The organism is Acinetobacter sp. YH01006, from assembly GCF_013420445.1.
Lineage (GTDB): Bacteria > Pseudomonadota > Gammaproteobacteria > Pseudomonadales > Moraxellaceae > Acinetobacter > Acinetobacter pseudolwoffii.
In genome coordinates this window covers 180,328-197,499 of sequence record NZ_VOYB01000005.1, presented here as the reverse complement: position 1 = coordinate 197,499, position 17,172 = coordinate 180,328, and the positions used below count along the sequence as shown (strand labels likewise).

Below are 17,172 nucleotides of genomic sequence, written 5' to 3'. Positions count from 1 at the left end.
AAAGCCGCTCTCGAGCGGCTTTTTAAGCTTTATACTTTAAGAATCTTCAAAGTATCTTCATGATAATAAAACTGTTCCAGATAGATGCGGGCACGTTCACGTAAATGACCCTGTGAAACCATCTGCTGGATTACCGGACTGAGCAGTTGCTGCAATTCATGCTGGATTAGAGCTTCATCAATATTCAGATCACGTAATAACTGGTCAAAAGTATGGGCCTGATTGCGTACATACCAGGTATGAATGCCATCATGAACTTGCTGCTGCAGATAGTCCGTCTGGCGTATGTGATCCCAGATCTCATGTCCTAAACCGACTGTCTGATTCAGGTCCTGCAATTCAATATAATTCTTCACGACCGATACCGGCATATCTTTGATTTTATGCCAGAGATTGGCCTGAAAATGATAGAGTTTTTCATCATCAAAGTGCTGGTTCAGCACATGTTCACTCATCTGGCTCAGTTTTAAAATATTCTTTTGCAGATAACGCGCAATAGTACTGTCCAGATCCGTATCGGTGACATTTTCCAGTACCGACTTGCCCATTTTCATAAAACGGGAAACCCCGGGCACGCTTTTAGCGATGACAGAATTATCCAGATAATCCTGAATGGAATGCTGGATCAGTTGCGTGATCATGGCCGAAAATGCCGGATTATTCACGACGGTCTTAATCAGACGCTGACGATGGCCACTTTTACTGGCAACATATTGTGCGATTTTATCCACGGTCAGGACTGGAATCACATCGGCAATTTTGGTCGTATCGTTGGCCGGATGTACCAGTGCAAAACGGATATGCTCAGCAATCTGCTCAATCAGAAAGCTGCTGGCAGCAGTATCCAGAATCTGTTTTTGTAAAAGCTGATGAATCAGATCACAGCTCCATAGATCTTTCAGGTTCTGTTTACGCAACCACAGATAAAACGCATGAAACTCAGTTTGAATCGTTTCAGATTGAGAAAATGCCTGATCGAGAAAATCAAGTTGAGCATCGATCAACTGCTCAATCATCGGGTGTTTCTGCATAACGGCTCTGAAACTTAATTTAAAGGAATGAGTTTATCAGCAAGCGGGTTTTTTAGGGTCTGGGTCTTGGCCAGAAAAGGCAAATAATGTTGTGCCACCTGTTTTTCTGCTTCCAGAATCGGCATATGCCCGACATTGTTCAGAATCACCGGCGTTTCGGCACGTTTCAACAGGGCATGCAGTTCTTTAACCACTTCGACATTGATGATCCGGTCCTGTCTGCCCCATAAAATCAAGGTCGGTGCTTCAACTGTGCGGGTCAGGCGGGCAAAGGTTTCTGGTGTATAAATCCGGTTCAGCATCACGACCTGATCAATCGATTTACTGGTCTGCTCAGAACGTGAAATCAGCAGTTTTTCCTGTGCATACTGGAGCTGATAAGGAATCACCGGCGGGTTCTGCATCAGCTGTCTGGAGACATCTTGCAGATCACCGGGCTTGCTGACGATCAGGTCTTTTAGGGCTTGCGGGTCTTTGGTATAGGGCGTATTGCCCATTTTATACAGGCCGGCACTATTGATTAAAAACAGGCTTTGCGTATCGAAGGGATATTGTGAGGCATAGACCGTGGCAATCGATCCCCCCAGGGAATGTCCGGCAATATGTAAATTCTCGTCTACATTTAAGGTTTCAATGAATAAACGCATCTGAAAAGTCACATTGGGCACAGAAACATCGAAACTCTCTGGAATCTTGGTATCGCCGTTGCTCGGCAAGTCAGGAATAATCACATGATAATGTGGAGTCAGAAACTGTGCGACCCGATTCCAGTTATCTCGCGTTCCTGCCAGACCATGAATCAGCAGAATTGAAGGCTTGTTCTTTGCACCACCTTCACTGTAGCTCCAGGTCACATCACCGATTTTAAGTGTCTTGGATTGAAGTCCAGCCTGTGTTCGTTCCTGCAGCAGATGTTGTTGTAATATTTTGGCAGGCTTTTCATTCGGCTGGCTAAACATATATTGACTATGTGCAAAGCTCGGCAATGCCATCGTAAACGCGACTAAGGTCGAGCAGATTATTTTCGAGCGCAACTTTATTATTTTCTTCATTGGCACATTCCCCAAAAAATACACAGCGAGCAAATTGCTCAAATACTTCCATGTTGTAAATTTGCTATTTCAGTCAAATAAAAACATTATTCTTCATTCTATTTTAAATCAATCCTGGCGCTTGTCACCCATTAGTTTTTTGCTGAACAGCATTGAATGATTTGAAAATGTGATGTGCTGCACATAAAACCCCTGCTGAAATGAAATTAGATAAATGTTAAAAATTTAAGCAGCTAAGATTTTTTGCAAGTGACATTCAAAAAAACTGGCAGTAAAATATTGCAACTAAAACATCGGTGATAGAAAAGAATGCTCACAGCTCAAGAAGCTTTAGAACGTCTTAAACAAGGGAACCAACGTTTTGTCAGCGGTGATACCTCGCATCCAAAACAACTGAGCCACCAACAGCGCGCAGAAATGGCAGAGGATCAGAACCCATTTGCAATTGTACTGGGCTGTTCAGATTCGCGTGTCCCAGCTGAAATGGTTTTTGATCAGGGTCTCGGTGATCTTTTTGTGATTCGTGTTGCAGGCAATATTGTCGCACCATCACAGGTCGGGAGTGTTGAATTTGCGGCGGAACGCTATGACTGCGCTATTGTTGTAGTCTTAGGTCATAGTCATTGTGGCGCGATCCAGGCCACCATTGATACCTTAATGTGCCCAGATTGCCCGCCGTCGGCAAACCTGATGTCGATTGTGAATCGAGTACGTCCTTCAGTTGAAACCTTAATGCAAACTGAACTGAAAAATGACTTGGCAAAATTGTCCAAGCATGCCGTGCGTTCTAATGTATTTGCATCGGTTAACCAACTACGTCATGGTTCAGCAGTATTAGAAAACCTGATTGGGCAAGGACAACTCAAAGTGGTCGGTGCTGAATATTCACTGGAAACAGGTGAAGTATTGTTCTTTGATTTTTAGGCAAAATTTATTTAAATACAATCTAAAATAATTTAAAGGCGCTTTATAAAGCGCCTTTAATGTATGGATAGGCATTATTTAGCAGGATGGTTTGTGCCTTGGCATTTGGATGAATCAGATCCTTTTGCATCAGGGTTTTATTGCCGGCCACACCCTGCATAAAGAACGGTAACAATTTCACCTTATATTGCTGGCTCACTACCTTATAATTATTTTCAAAGGCCTTGCTATAGGCCTGTCCATAATTAGGCGGCATCTTCATACCAAATACCACGACTTTGGCCTTGGCTTTCTGGCTTTGCTGAATCAGGCTGGCTAAATTTTTTTGAATCATTTGCGGCGGCTGTCCACGTAAGCCGTCATTACCCCCCAACTCAATCACCACAAGGTCTGGACGATGCGTCTGCAACAGTTTCGGCAGTCTGGCCAGCGCTCCGCTGGTGGTTTCTCCACTGACACTTGCATTGACCACTTTATGCTGTTTCGGATACTGTTGCTCTAAACGTTTTTGTAATAAATGTACCCAGCCTTGTTGTGGCTGAATACCGTAACCAGCACTTAAACTATCACCTAAAATCATAATCGTCTTTGCTGATACCCCGAGCGGTAACAGGCACAGACTGAGCAAAAACAAGTAAGACAATACCCGAGTTTTCTGATTAAGATCTTTCATATAGGACACGTATGATTCAAAGTAGCAACGATTCGAACATCATGCCACAGGCGATTATTTCTGCCCAGAAATTGACACAAAAGATACAACTTTCACAAAAACAGCTGACTATTTTTGAGGATCTTGATCTGGAGATTATGGCAGGCGAGCAGGTGGCAATTACCGGTCGTTCCGGCTCGGGAAAATCCACATTGCTAGGCATTCTGGCAACGCTGGATCAGGCCAGTTCAGGCCAGCTCATCGTCAGTGGCGAGTCGGTTTCTACCTTGAATGAAGAACAACGTGCGTTGGTACGTTTGAGAAATATCGGTTTTGTGTTTCAGTCTTTTCAACTGTTACCGCATCTGACTGCCCTTGAAAATGTCATGTTGCCACTGCGTTTACAGCCCAGTTTCAAATATGCAGAAGCTGAACAAAAAGCCTTGGCGCTACTGCATAAAGTTGGTCTGGATCGACAGGCACAACAAACCCCGAAAGTCCTGTCTGGCGGGGAGCAGCAGCGTGTCGCGATTGCCCGGGCACTGGTCAGTGAACCGAAAATTATTTTTGCCGATGAACCGACAGGCAATCTCGACGGTGAAACTGCCAAGGAAATTGAACAGCTTTTGTTTCAGTTGAATCGGGAACTGGGTACGACCTTGGTGCTGGTGACGCATGACCGCAAACTGGCACAGCAATGCCAGCGACATTTTGAACTGCTGAATGGCCAGCTGATTGAACATCCGAGTGGAGGGTGAGATGAACCCTCTATTTCGTCCTCTACTCACACAAAGTTTTAAAAGTACCGGAATTTATCTGTTAATTATTGCCTTAACTTTGGCGATTAGTGCAACAACAGCGCTCAAGTTTAGCAATGAACAGATTCAGAATGCAGTGGCCTTGCAGGCCGCAGAAATGCTGGCCGGTGATCTGGTACTTTCGGACAATGAGCCTCTACCAAAAGAATGGCGTGATCAGGCCAAACAGCTGGATTTACAGCAGTCAGAAGTCACTTTCTTTAGCACCATGGCCTATACCGATGAACAGTTTGTCATGGTCAATGTCAAAGCCATTGATCAGGCTTTTCCCTTGCGTGGCGAGCTGCAGCTGCAACCTGCAAAAACGAAGATTCAATCGGGTGAAATCTGGCTCAGTCCACGGGCTATGGACCTGCTCAAAGTCAAACTGGGCGATCAGCTGAATATTGCCGATGCGGCGTTTAAAGTCACAGCCAAGATTGAACAGGATTCTAATCAGGAGCTCGGATTTTCTGGCTTTTCGCCAACGGTGATTATATCTCAGGCGGATGTGGCACGCACCAATGCGATTCAGGTGGGTAGCCGGATAGAATATCGCTTGCTCATGGCGGGTTCTCCAGACAATACGCAAGAATATGAAGCTTTATTCAAGCAGCAGCTCAAATCCGAAAACGGCTCGGCTGAAACGCCAGCAGAAGTGCAGGGACAGGAATTTGAGCAGCAAAGCAGTCTCCGGTTACGCAATGCCAGTGAGGGCAATACCCGCTTAATGAAGCCGATTGCCAACCTGGATACCTTCCTGCAACTGGCCAATATTCTGACCATTTTATTATGTGGTATCGCGATTGCTCTCACTGCGCAGCGTTATGTCCAGCAGAATCAAGATCATATTGCCTTGATGCGTTGTATCGGTGCGACCAAACAGCAGATTTTATCGGCTTATCTGGCCTTGCTCGGTACAGTACTGCTGATTGCCATGTCGATTGGTACGGTGGTCGGCATTGGTCTGGGTTATGGGTTATTACAGTTAATGCTGCAACTGATTCCCAACTTAGAAATTGAATTCTCTGCTATGGCGATGCTGCTCGGGCCATTACCAGTCGCGATGCTGACCAGTGCGGTGGTGCTGTTGGGCTTTGTCATGCCGAGCCTATTGCAACTGTTGAACACGCCACCAATTCGAGTAATCCGCCAGCAGGAAAAATCAGTGCAATCCATGCTGTGGATGCTGCTGACCGGAACGCTGAGCCTGATTATTTTTAGCGTGATTCTAACCGAAAATCTGCTCCTGACTGCCTGGGTAATTGGCGCGATTATTGTGTTATGTGCAGTGTTGTATCTGACGGTATGGTTGATCTTAAAACTGCTGCGCAATCAGAAATTGAATCTGTCAGCCTATGTACGAACACCATCTCAAACAGCCTTACAGATTACCGCTTTGGCCTTGGGTCTCAGTCTGATTACAGTATTAGCCGTATTGCGCACAGACCTATTAGAGCGTTGGCAGCAACAGTTGCCGCAAGGTACACCAAATCAGTTTGTGTATGGTTTGCCGCCGTTTGACATGCCAGACCTAAAAGCTCAAATTGAGCAGAATGGCTGGAAAAGTACACCACTTTATCCGAACGTTCGTGGGCGTCTGGTGGCTAAAAATGATCAGCCTTTTGCTCCAGAATTAGTCAAAAGCAATAATACTTTAAAACGCGAGCTGAACCTGACCCAGTCCGACAGCTATCCACAGGATAATGTGATTATTCGTGGTGACGCAGTTTTGCAACAGGTCGGCACGGTATCGGTCGAAGCCAATACTGCTGAAGAATTAGGTATCAATATTGGCGACAAGCTCAGTTTCAGTCTGCCTGAAGGTGTGCTGGAAGCGAAGGTCATCAATTTAAGAACGGTCGAGTGGGAAAGTTTTAGTCCGAATTTCTTCTTTATTTTTGCCCCGAATAGCATGGATGCCAATGCCGGAAGTTATCTAGGCAGTTTCTATGTGCCGGAACAAGATAAGGACAAACTGGTGTCTGTGATCCAGCAATTTTCCAATACGGTATTTATTGATGTCAGCCTGATTCTGGAAGAGATCAAGCGTATTGTGAATGTACTGGTGCAGATCGTGACGATTCTGGCCGTGCTGGTTAGTATCTCCGGTTTTCTGGTACTGATGGCTTGTCTGAACCTGCTCATGGATGAACGCAAACGTGAAGTGGCCTTGCTACGGTCATTTGGCAGCTCCAAACAAAAACTGAAAACCATGATGAGTCTGGAAATTGGTTTTATCGGACTGTTTGCCGGAGTGGTTTCCTGTCTGTTTGCCGAAGTGATTAGCGCAATCGCCAGTTATCGTATGGATTTAATGATTCAGCCACACTGGGAAATCTGGATTATCCTGCCGATTTTCATGACTGTGTTATGTGCGCTGATTGGCCGTTATCGTCTGAGCTATCTGTCGGACATTCCGCCCTTACAAAGCTTGCGCGAGATGAATCAGTAAGATTCATCTCCATGGCTTTTTAAATTCGCTGGTATTTAAAGCGGCAATGATTTAAAGCTGCAATTGTTGTCGCATCAGGTCGAGAATCTCTTGCCACAGTGGGCGAATTGCTTCGATCAAGGCCAAGTTATGTTGATAAAGCAGCACACAGAGGCCAAAACCAATCACTAAAGCGATCAGGTTGATCAGGCGGCTACGCTGCATTTTTTGTCCGGCATACCACAGCAAGGTTAAAAAAGCGCCCATCAACATGCCACCAATATGTGCGGCATTGTTGATTCCGCTGATCATAAAGCCCATGGCCAGGTTCAGACCCATCACCATCACCAAGGTCTTTTTATCTAGAATAAAACGTTGCTGGGGCAGCATCGGCAACAGGGCCAATACCGTCAGTGAAGCGCCGAGTCCCATCACCGCACCGGATGCACCGGCACTGACCGCCGGCAATAAACTTGGGTTGGCCACACCCCCTGCAATCAGATCATAGCTGTCCTGAATGTTCATATAGCCACTGAGCAAACTGCCCATTAAGCCGGCACACAGGTATAAGCCAATAAAATACATCCGGCCAAACAGTTGTTCGGCAACACTACCAAAAATATACAAGGCCCACATATTCAACATCAGGTGAATCAGGCCAAAATGGAAAAACATGCTGCTAAACAAACGCATGGGTTCCGCTAAATAGGTTAAAGGTGCATAATCGGCACCCCAGAGAATCGCATCTCGGGTACTCGGCTGGCTGATATCCATACCATTGATGGCCTGCCAGCCAAATAATCCGACATTAATCGCGATTAAAATGGCCGTGATCCACCAGAGCTGCATTTCAAGTTTGCGGTGTACGACAGGGGGAGCGTATTTAGACATGCTATTTTTTTTGCTGTGATTGTATATTTCGAATAAGCTTAACACGAAAAATCAAATTTTCAGGAGTAACGCACTGACATGAAAGCCTTTCTGATCCGCACGATATTAGTCATCGTCAGTGTGATTTTACTGATTCAATTGTGGATCTTTGCCAGTCTGGCCTGGTGGCGAACCAATCCGGTCAATACCACCATGATGATGCGGATTGATTACTGGACGGAACCTTCCAAAGCCATTCAACATCAATGGCGTCCCTATGATGAGATCAGCCTGAATCTGAAACGTGCCATTGTCACTGCAGAAGATGGAAAATTCATTCATCACCATGGTTTTGACTGGGACGGCATTCAAACTGCGCTGAATAAAAACCGGGATCAGGGCCGGGTGGTGGCTGGGGGGTCTACCATTTCCCAGCAATTGGCGAAAAACCTATTTCTGGTTAATAAGCGTTCATTTGTACGTAAAGGCCAGGAAGCGGTGGCCACCTGGATGATGGAACGCATGTGGTCGAAACAGCGGATTCTGGAAGTCTATTTAAACTCGATTGAATTTGGTGACAATATCTATGGCGTAGAAGCCGCAGCCAAACATTATTTTGGCAAAACTGCGCAAAGCCTGACTCAGGATCAAGCGATCTTTCTGGCGGCCATTCTGACCAATCCAAAATATTTTCAGGATCATCGCAACTCCTCTGCCTTAAATGCACGCAAGCGCATGATTCAGCGTTATATGCGTTATGCAGAATTGCCTTAAATAATTATTTAAAGAAAAAGCCCAGTTTTTGGGCTTTTTTTTATGAAATTGTCATCAATTTGAAGCATACTTGAACTGATAAGCACAATTTTAAATCCGCATAGGTTTGATATGAATACGGCAGCCAGCACTACTTCAGCACAGCCCGAATATACATATAATGATCGTTATATAAATCGTGAACTGTCTATTTTAGACTTCCATTTACGCGTCCTGGAACAGGCTGTCGATCCTTTACATCCCTTGCTTGAACGCATGAATTTCCTGTTAATTTTCTCGCGTAATCTGGACGAATTTTTTGAGATTCGGGTCGCAGGAATGATGGAACAGTTAGATTTGGACAATGAAAGTCGCAGTCCGGATGGCCTGACCCCAAAGCAGGTGCTGGAACAGATTTCCAAAACTTCACATGCTGCGATTGAACGCCAGTACCGTATTTTAAATGAAGAAATTTTGCCAAAACTGCGTGAGGAAGATATCTGTTTCTTGCGCCGTGGTGAACTGACTCCGGCACAATCGGCCTGGGTGAAAAAATATTTTCAGGAACAGGTTGCGCCCGTCCTGACGCCAATTAGCCTAGACCCTGCACATCCGTTTCCACGTCTGGTGAATAAATCACTGAACTTTATTGTGACTCTCGAAGGTAAAGATGCCTTTGGCCGTCAGATTGATCTGGCTGTGGTGCCAGCGCCACGTTCGTTACCACGCGTGGTACGTCTGCCAGATGAATTAACTGATGGCAAAGAGCATCATGTGATGCTATCCGCGATTATTCATGAACATGTTTCGGATCTGTTCCCAGGCATGACAGCGACCGGTTGCTATCAGTTCCGTGTCACGCGGAATGCCGATCTGGCCCTGAATGAAGATGTTGAAGATTTGGCTAAGGCGCTTAAAGGCGAACTCAGTTCACGCCGTTTTGGCCGTGCTGTACGTCTGGAAGTGACAGAAAATTGTCCGCAGCATATTTATGAATATCTGCTGAATGAATTTGATCTGGAAGAAGAGCAGCTTTATAAAGTCGCAGGCCCAGTCAATCTGGCGCGCTTATTGTCTAATTTCAAGCGCCCACATTTACGCTATGATTCACATACCCCGATCATTCCCAAAGTACTGAAAAAATCTGAAAATATTTTTAGTGCCATGCAAAAACAGGATATCTTGCTGCATCATCCGTTTGAGTCTTTTGCACCGGTCATTTCATTGTTGCGTGAAGCTGCACGTGATCCACAAGTGCTGGCGATCAAACAGACCCTGTACCGCAGTGGCCCGGATTCTGAAATCGTGCAGGTGCTGGCGGAAGCTGCCCGCAATGGCAAGGAAGTCACGGCCGTGATTGAATTGCGTGCACGTTTCGATGAAGAATCCAATATCGAAGTGGCCAATGTCCTGCAAGAAGCCGGTGCGGTGGTGGTCTATGGCATCGTTGGCTATAAAACCCATGCCAAAATGATTCTGGTGGTACGCCGGGAAAATAATAAACTGGTGCGCTATGTACATCTGGGAACCGGCAACTATCATGCCGGTAATGCGCGAATCTATACTGATTATGGTTTGCTCACCACGGATAAAGACCTGTGTGAAGATGTGCACCGTATCTTTCAGGAGCTGACCGGTATGGGGAAAATGGCCAAGCTGAAAAAGCTGTTACATGCGCCATTTACCTTACATACCCAACTCATTAATTATATTGATAATGAAATCGTGAATGCCAAAGCAGGCAAGCCGGCGCAGATTATTGTCAAAGTTAATGCGCTGACCGAGATGCAGTTGATCAATAAACTCTATGAAGCTTCTCAGGCCGGGGTACAGATTGACCTGATTATCCGCTCGATTTGTAGTTTGCGTCCGGGATTGCCAGGTTTGTCTGAAAATATTCGGGTACGTTCGATTGTCGGGCGTTTCCTAGAACATACCCGCGTGTATTATTTCAGCAATAACGGTAATGCACGGGTTTACTGTTCAAGTGCAGACTGGATGGATCGCAACCTGTTTAACCGGGTCGAAGCCTGCTTCCCGGTAGAAGATGAAGCGTTGAAAAAACGCATCTATCAACAGGGGCTGCTTAACTATCTGAAAGATAATCAGCAATCCTGGTTATTACAAGGGGATGGAACCTGGCTGCGGGCACAGCTGCAAGAAGGTGAAAAGCCACATAATGCTCAACGCATTTTATTGGACTTGTTTAAATAAATGCTCTCAAGAGGCTGAAAATTCAGCCTCTTTTCTATCCAGAAAATAGCATTCAAGGGTTTTAATCAGAGGATATCAGCAGTTTGCGATAGATCTGTTTGACCTGAGCATACATCTGATAGTCAGTCAGCTGGAGCTGGTGCTGTATGTCTACTGGGGTTTTTTGCTGGCTGAGTAAGTGTAAGAGCTGCAATTCGGTTACCTTGAGACAGGTTTTGTCAGTGAGCTGGTACAGGATATGTTCTGCCAGTTCAGCATGGATATAGGCACCGCCACGCAAGACAATTTTCAGGCTTTCAGCAAACTGGATGAATGAAGCCTGAGGTTGGATATAGCTATTTGCACCAGATAAGATTGCTGAATAAATGAGTGCTGTGGATTCACTCTTGAATACGGCAACTACAGGTGTATTTGGGTTATGCCGTTTCATCTGGCCGATGAAATGAATCTGTGAGGCTTCTGTCAGGTGATAAAGAATCAAGTTAGGCAGATGTTCGGCAATCATCTCTTGTGCAGATTGGAAATTGTCTGCATACAGCAGCATATCTGGTTGATAGCCCAGTTGTTGCAGTACAGTCTGAGTTTTGGACAGGTTCAGGTCAGTAAATGAAGCGATGACTAAAACCGGTGCAGGCAAGAGGGCAGCCAATAAGCTCAATCCTGTTGATTCTAAGAGAAGGCTATACTGTGGATGAAGCAAAATAAAATGAATATCCCAAAAAATAGGGATTTAACGATAATCACCTCATCTTCGTCTTAAATAGCATTTATTACAGATTAAAACCGATGACATTAACAGTCAGCTTGAGACTTTAGCAGGTCTATGATGGTTGGTTATATCCACTTTGAGATATAAAAAAAGGAGCAACGGGTGTGCTCCTTTTAATCATCTAAAATTTTAGCTCAAGCAGCATTGTGCTGAGTGATTTTTTGGAAAATCTGTAATAACACATCAAACTCGCTTTGTAGCGGCGTACTTTTACGCGTCACCAATGCCAGGGTGCGACTTGGCGCAGAGTTGATTGGCTTGACCAGAATCTCAGGGTTGGCTTTGATCATATTGGTATAAATCGCAATTTCTGGCAATAAAGTAAAACCAAGATTTGCAGAGACCATTTCGATTAAAGTCGGCAAAGAGGTGGCTTTTAAACGATGATCATTTTTACGCTCACCAATCGGGCAGGCACTCAGGGCATGATCACGTAAGCAATGACCTTCCTCAAGTAACATCAGGCGAGACAGATCAAGATCTTCCAGAGAATTCGCTTGTGCAGCGTGTTGGTCTGATTTTTGATAAACCAGATACAGATTCTCTTTGGCAATCTCGGCCACTTTCAGGCCACGTGTATCGAAAGGTAGCGCCAAGGCCACCATATCCAGGTTGCCATGTTCCAGTTTTTCTACAATTTTCTCGCTTTGTGCTTCATGCAGATGCAACTGGATTTTTGGTAATTGTTTATGCACTTCTTCTAGCAGCTGTGACAGCAGGAAGGGAGCAATCGTAGGAATCACGCCAAGATGTAAATCACCGGTTAAGGGTTCACTCATCTCACGACTTAAGCGCATCAAGTCCTGAGCATCAGCCAGTAGAACACGTGCGCGTGCAACCACTTGTTCACCAAGAGGCGTTAAACGAACATTCTGGCGGTCGCGTTCAACAAGTACGCCACCGAGTAAACGCTCCAGCTCCATAATGCCGCCAGACAAAGTTGACTGGGTGACAAATGAGCGGCGAGCAGCTTCTGTAAAATGTAGCGTCTCTGACAGTGTTACGAGGTATGACAGCTGTCTTAAGGAGGGTAGTGCAGCCATAGTGTCCTAATGTTTATGATTTAAAATGATCAGCAAATAATTCGCTAAGATATGGAATAAAATGCGGTGGGATATCATGCCCCATTCCATCAATTAATTCAAATTTAGCCCCTGGAATCGCTTTTGCAACGGCCTTGCCATGACTAGGAGGCAGCAATCGATCACGAGCACCATGAACCACCAGGGTCTCTTGCTTGATTTGCTTGTTCAGTTGCAGCAATGAACCTGTACATAATATTGCTAAAAACTGTTGAAGTACACCGGCAGGATAGTAACTTCGTTTATATAATTTACGTGCGGTCTGCACCGCTTCCAGATGATTGACATAACCTGGCGAACCGATGATGTTAAACAGTTTTAGACTATGATCTACAATACCATCTTCATCTGTTGAAGCCGGTTTGTCAATCAAACTAAAGAGTTGCTTGGGAAAGGGCGGTGGCAACAGCGGCTGATTGTTGCTGGTAAACAGTAAACCCAGTTTTTTGACTTTGTCCGGATAGCGTGCCGCCAGAATCTGGGCAATCATGCCACCCATGGATGCACCCAATACATCAACCTGATCCAGCCCCATTTTTTCAATCAGCAGACTGACATCTTCAGCCATATCATACAGGTCATAAGGTGCACCCTGATTGCCCAGACCGAGCACAAAACGGCTCATCATTTTCAGGGTGTTCAGGCGTGGACCCTTGTTATGGATTTTTGAAGACAGGCCAATATCGCGATTATCAAAACGTACCAGATGGAAACCTTGATCAATCAATGATTTGCAAAAAAAGTCAGGCCAGTACAGCACCTGCGCACCCAGTCCCATAATCAGGAGCAGCGTAGGATTTTCCGGATTTCCGCCCACCTCGACATGTAATTCCACACCATTACCCAGATCAACTCTGGTTTCACGCATGAAAGAACTATATGGAGAAAGATTAAACTGTAATGCGCTGTGCATAATTGCTGTCCTAATTAAAGGATATTTTGTTTAAAAAATATCCTGAGTATTAAACCTCTAAACCACAGCAGGAATCAAGTCAGGAACCTGCTTGGTCAAAGACAGACGTTGTTTGCCCGCAGTTGCACCCAAGAGTACAAAGCCACGTAAAGTGCCGCTACCGTCGATGGCTTTGGCCAGCATGCCATCTTCCAGCTCTTCAGTTTCCCAGGTGACCTCAACATCGACTGGTGCAGGCAGGACAGTTAAAGGTGCAGCAGGCGTTTTCACTGCCACTGGCATAGCCGGATAATGTACAGCCGTATGTTCGCCATTCAGGGTTTTTGCCAGCGCGCGCGCCTGTTGCATGATGGGCATGACATAAGGCAATAAGGTACCATTCACTTCAGCACAGTCACCTACGGCATAAATATCGGCATGATTGGTTTCCAGTTGCGCCGTGGTTAAAATTCCACGACTGGTATGAACATCTGCCTGTTTGGCCAAAGAAATATTCGGCTGTAGACCTACCGCAGACAAAACCACATCAGCAACGAGAGACTGACCATTGGCCAGCATGACCAAATAGTCACCATTTTCAGCACGAGAGACCTTCTCGACCGTGGTGCCCAAGACGAAATGAATGCCGGTTTCTTCAAGGTTTTTCTGGAAGGCCGTTGCAACATGTTCAGGTAATAAACGGCCCAGCGGTTGAGGTGCTAGATCGATCACTGTGACCTGATGCTCGGTATTTTGCAGGTCATTGGCAAATTCGCAACCAATCAGGCCTGCGCCTAAAATCACCACGCGTTTATCTTCACGTGCCGCCAGATTGCTGCGGAACGTCTTATAGTCACTTAAATTATTCACCACATGAATGTCATCACTGGCATCACCGGAAATGGCTAAACGTACCGGGTTGGCACCGACCGCCAAGACCAGTTTGGAATAATTCTGTGTGCTTTCCTGACCATCTTTCTCAAGTACCAGCTGATGATCTTCCGGATGAATGGCTTTGACCCAAGTCTGCTGTTCAATCCGCATATTCAGTTGTGCCGACATTTTTGCAGCATCGCCCAATGCAATCTGTTCAGGCGCTTTTTTGCCAACCAAAGCATTGGAAAGGGTAGGTTTGGCATAATTTATCGCATCATCCGCGCAAATCATCAGCAGTTCATGCTCTGGATTAAGTTTGCGAAATTCACGTGCTACAGCATAACCTGCCATACCTGAACCAATAATAACGATAGGATGCATAGTCGTTTCCATGCTGTAGGGCTCTCCATGCTGTTTTATATGAGGATAAAAAGGACATAAAAAAAGACCATATCGACATGGTCTTTAACTGGGCGTGCTCAGACTTCGATCATTTCGAAATCGACTTTAGACACGCCACAATCTGGACAGGTCCAGTCATCCGGGATATCTTCCCATTTGGTTCCCGCCACGATGCCGTCCTGAGGCCAACCTTCCGCCTCGTCATAAATCCATCCACAAACGATGCATTGATACTTTTTCATGTAACTCTCCAAAACTGAGCAAGTGTAACCGTCAGCTTAAAATCCATAAAATGGCAAGACTCTAAAAGAATATGACTTTTTAACAGTGAACATATTTGGCTAAATTTTTACGCAGTTCTATTCAGAAAGTAAAGTGAATAAAAGCTTAATCAGCGAAATTAGCAGCAGAATGACTTTGGGATTCAGTATTTCTCTGAAAATGAGTCAAATCGGCTTTGCTGGCAAATGCTGTGGAGTGATGAAGCGGCTGCTGTGGCAAAATTTAGCTTAAATGAGGCGTTATAGACCAAAGTCGTGCAGTAAAAACTGAGGTTTTTATATAATTTAGAATCAGTAAAGTCTGGATTAAATATTTTTATAATAAATGAATTTAATAAAATCAATAACTTGTGCTTAAATATTGAGTTTTTATTATACAGCTCGGCTTGTTCATTGGCTGGAAATAGGTTTAAAATTCGCATATTCCTTTTCTTTTTTTAAGATCTCCCATGAGCAATTTGTCTACTTCTTTGTGGTCTCACATTCGTACGGTCCAAGATTTTCCAAAACCAGGAATTTGCTTTTATGATTTGACCCCACTTTTCATGAGCAATATTGGTCCATTGACTGATGCCCTGATTGCCAGCATTCCTGCTGACAAACTGGCAGAAGTAGAAAGCTTTATCGCAGTGGAAGCACGTGGTTTTGTGTTGGCGAGCCTGTTGGCACAACGTACCGGAAAAGGTTTGTTATTGGTGCGTAAAGCAGGAAAATTGCCGCCTCCAGTCGTGGGTGTCGGTTATAGCCTGGAATATGGTCTGGATCGTTTAGAAATGTCTGCGGAAGTTCAGTCTCAGAAAGTCATCATTGTTGATGATGTTCTGGCAACAGGCGGAACTTTAAAAGCGGTAAATGAATTGGCACTCAAATGTCAGCATGAAGTACTAGGTGCAAGTATCTTTCTTGATCTTCCTGATTTGCATGCTGAATTAGGTCTGGATATCTGGTCAGTACTGGATGATAAATCTCAGCCTGAAGCTGCGGTTGCCTAAATTGTAGATTTAAAAAAAAGCTCCTCAATATCGGTAATGTCGGTCAGTTAAGAAATTGACTGGCATTTTCTTTTTTAAATTCATGATCATATTTGACAAGTAGAAAAGTCATCCGCAACTGTTTGAGGCAGGACTAGATTTAAAAATGATTGTTTCTGCGACAAATTTACTAGTCGATGGTGGCTGACGAGTTTTGCGGACGACAAATGCCTTTGGTTACTTTGGGCGAAACCAAAGTAACAAATTATTTTCAAGTATTTGATTTATAAAGTTAAGACTCTGCCGTGAATGACTAAAAAGTTAAAGAGTCTATTTCTAAACTCCTTAACTGATCAGCATTACCTCAATATCGGGGCTTTTTATTGTCTGATAAAATGATGTTCAATTTCCTGAATCAGCGTATTAATCTGTTCAGGATGTTCTAGTCGATGATGGCCGCCATCAACTGCCTGAATTTGCATATAGTCTTCAAGCTGTGCCTGAACTGCATGCATATCCAGAATTTCATCGCCCAGTTCGAGATAGGCAAACTGCGGAATGTCATGCTGTAAATCGCCATGACAAATTTCCGGATAATCATCTCTGAAATTGGGTTGCAAAATGGGATTCGCCACCACACAGGGAAGGTGATAAGCCTGCGACATTTTCAGTGCCCAATAGCCGCCAAGATTATGACCCACCAGAATATCCGGTTTGATGGTTTCAATCATCTCATGATAAAAACTGGCGACCGAATTATAGCTCAGATTACGATAATCGACATCAATACAATATTTATGCACGACATCAATTGCATGAAACTTGGTGGATTCTCTGGAGGAATCTAAGCCATGTAAAAACAAAATCTTAGACATAATCTTACTCATTTTTATGGGGCATGCCATATTGGTATTTATTGATTGGCACATCATCTTCAATCTGAGCATCATTGTAGAACGTGTGGACATTCAAGGCAGTTAGCTATTGGTCTAAGCCAGCATTTTTTTGTACAGTGATTGGCTCTACCTCGTCACACACTAGGACTTTCATCTAAGTAATCGCATAATCGGTCCCAAATCGAGCTGAATTGTATTGGTAGAGTGGATTAGATTGACGGGATAAGGTTGGGAAAATGCCAAGATAGTGGATTTTTCCAAAGAAAAGCCGCTTCC

Annotated in this window: 16 protein-coding genes; 6 read left to right on the top strand and 10 right to left on the bottom strand. The window is 44.6% G+C overall.

The window, feature by feature from the left end:
- Positions 1 to 29: 29 nt before the first annotated feature.
- Together FTT73_RS06855 and FTT73_RS06850 are read right to left on the bottom strand one after the other, a co-directional pair.
- Positions 30 to 1,031 carry a hypothetical protein gene (locus FTT73_RS06855; RefSeq protein ID WP_180191186.1) on the bottom strand — a complete coding sequence of 334 codons (1,002 nt, stop codon included), beginning with the start codon at positions 1,029 to 1,031 and terminating at the stop codon, positions 30 to 32.
- Positions 1,032 to 1,045: 14 nt separating this feature from the next.
- Positions 1,046 to 2,083 (bottom strand): alpha/beta fold hydrolase, encoded by a 1,038-nt coding sequence (locus FTT73_RS06850; protein ID WP_180191185.1) that lies wholly within the window; start codon positions 2,081 to 2,083, stop codon positions 1,046 to 1,048.
- Between the two features lie 309 nt (positions 2,084 to 2,392).
- Between FTT73_RS06850 and FTT73_RS06845 the strand changes: the two genes are divergently transcribed.
- Complete coding sequence (locus FTT73_RS06845; protein ID WP_005096244.1) at positions 2,393 to 3,007, top strand: carbonic anhydrase; 615 nt, start codon at positions 2,393 to 2,395, stop codon at positions 3,005 to 3,007.
- Between the two features lie 43 nt (positions 3,008 to 3,050).
- Here FTT73_RS06845 and FTT73_RS06840 read toward each other — a convergent pair whose 3' ends face one another.
- Entirely contained in the window at positions 3,051 to 3,680 is a 630-nt protein-coding gene (locus FTT73_RS06840; protein WP_005096245.1) for an arylesterase, read from the bottom strand.
- A gap of 11 nt (positions 3,681 to 3,691) precedes the next feature.
- On the opposite strand from FTT73_RS06840, the gene FTT73_RS06835 reads away from it, so the two are divergent.
- Both FTT73_RS06835 and FTT73_RS06830 read left to right on the top strand, forming a co-directional pair.
- The gene (locus tag FTT73_RS06835) at positions 3,692 to 4,417 is read left to right on the top strand and encodes an ABC transporter ATP-binding protein (RefSeq protein ID WP_180191184.1); all 726 of its coding nucleotides are present in this window, start codon (positions 3,692 to 3,694) and stop codon (positions 4,415 to 4,417) included.
- 1 nt (position 4,418) lies between these two features.
- Positions 4,419 to 6,911 carry an ABC transporter permease gene (locus FTT73_RS06830; RefSeq protein WP_180191183.1) on the top strand — a complete coding sequence of 831 codons (2,493 nt, stop codon included), beginning with the start codon at positions 4,419 to 4,421 and terminating at the stop codon, positions 6,909 to 6,911.
- A 51-nt stretch (positions 6,912 to 6,962) separates the two neighbouring features.
- Here FTT73_RS06830 and FTT73_RS06825 read toward each other — a convergent pair whose 3' ends face one another.
- Positions 6,963 to 7,781 (bottom strand): rhomboid family intramembrane serine protease, encoded by an 819-nt coding sequence (locus FTT73_RS06825; RefSeq protein ID WP_005096251.1) that lies wholly within the window; start codon positions 7,779 to 7,781, stop codon positions 6,963 to 6,965.
- Between the two features lie 78 nt (positions 7,782 to 7,859).
- On the opposite strand from FTT73_RS06825, the gene mtgA reads away from it, so the two are divergent.
- Both mtgA and ppk1 read left to right on the top strand, forming a co-directional pair.
- Positions 7,860 to 8,534 (top strand): monofunctional biosynthetic peptidoglycan transglycosylase, encoded by a 675-nt coding sequence (gene mtgA, locus FTT73_RS06820; protein WP_005096252.1) that lies wholly within the window; start codon positions 7,860 to 7,862, stop codon positions 8,532 to 8,534.
- Positions 8,535 to 8,645: 111 nt separating this feature from the next.
- A complete protein-coding gene (ppk1, locus tag FTT73_RS06815; RefSeq protein ID WP_180191182.1) occupies positions 8,646 to 10,727 on the top strand; it encodes a polyphosphate kinase 1 in 2,082 nt (693 codons plus the stop codon).
- A 61-nt stretch (positions 10,728 to 10,788) separates the two neighbouring features.
- Here the strand turns inward: ppk1 and FTT73_RS06810 are convergent, their stop codons facing one another.
- The 5 genes from FTT73_RS06810 to rubA all read right to left on the bottom strand — a co-directional run bounded on the left by FTT73_RS06810 (position 10,789) and on the right by rubA (position 14,990).
- Positions 10,789 to 11,376, bottom strand: a complete 588-nt coding sequence (locus tag FTT73_RS06810) for a response regulator (RefSeq protein ID WP_180077202.1) — start codon at positions 11,374 to 11,376, stop codon at positions 10,789 to 10,791.
- A 254-nt stretch (positions 11,377 to 11,630) separates the two neighbouring features.
- A complete protein-coding gene (oxyR, locus tag FTT73_RS06805) occupies positions 11,631 to 12,539 on the bottom strand; it encodes a LysR family transcriptional regulator OxyR (protein WP_180191181.1) in 909 nt (302 codons plus the stop codon).
- 13 nt (positions 12,540 to 12,552) lie between these two features.
- Positions 12,553 to 13,491, bottom strand: coding sequence for an esterase EstB (gene estB, locus FTT73_RS06800; protein WP_005172008.1), 939 nt, complete (start codon positions 13,489 to 13,491; stop codon positions 12,553 to 12,555).
- 57 nt (positions 13,492 to 13,548) lie between these two features.
- On the bottom strand, positions 13,549 to 14,727 hold the full coding sequence (gene rubB, locus FTT73_RS06795; protein ID WP_074383094.1) for a rubredoxin reductase RubB: 1,179 nt from the start codon (positions 14,725 to 14,727) through the stop codon (positions 13,549 to 13,551).
- A 98-nt stretch (positions 14,728 to 14,825) separates the two neighbouring features.
- Positions 14,826 to 14,990 carry a rubredoxin RubA gene (gene rubA / locus FTT73_RS06790; protein ID WP_005096258.1) on the bottom strand — a complete coding sequence of 55 codons (165 nt, stop codon included), beginning with the start codon at positions 14,988 to 14,990 and terminating at the stop codon, positions 14,826 to 14,828.
- A gap of 488 nt (positions 14,991 to 15,478) precedes the next feature.
- On the opposite strand from rubA, the gene FTT73_RS06785 reads away from it, so the two are divergent.
- The gene (locus FTT73_RS06785) at positions 15,479 to 16,021 is read left to right on the top strand and encodes an adenine phosphoribosyltransferase (RefSeq protein WP_005096259.1); all 543 of its coding nucleotides are present in this window, start codon (positions 15,479 to 15,481) and stop codon (positions 16,019 to 16,021) included.
- 359 nt (positions 16,022 to 16,380) lie between these two features.
- Here FTT73_RS06785 and FTT73_RS06780 read toward each other — a convergent pair whose 3' ends face one another.
- The gene (locus FTT73_RS06780) at positions 16,381 to 16,875 is read right to left on the bottom strand and encodes a YqiA/YcfP family alpha/beta fold hydrolase (RefSeq protein WP_100355281.1); all 495 of its coding nucleotides are present in this window, start codon (positions 16,873 to 16,875) and stop codon (positions 16,381 to 16,383) included.
- Positions 16,876 to 17,172: the final 297 nt, after the last annotated feature.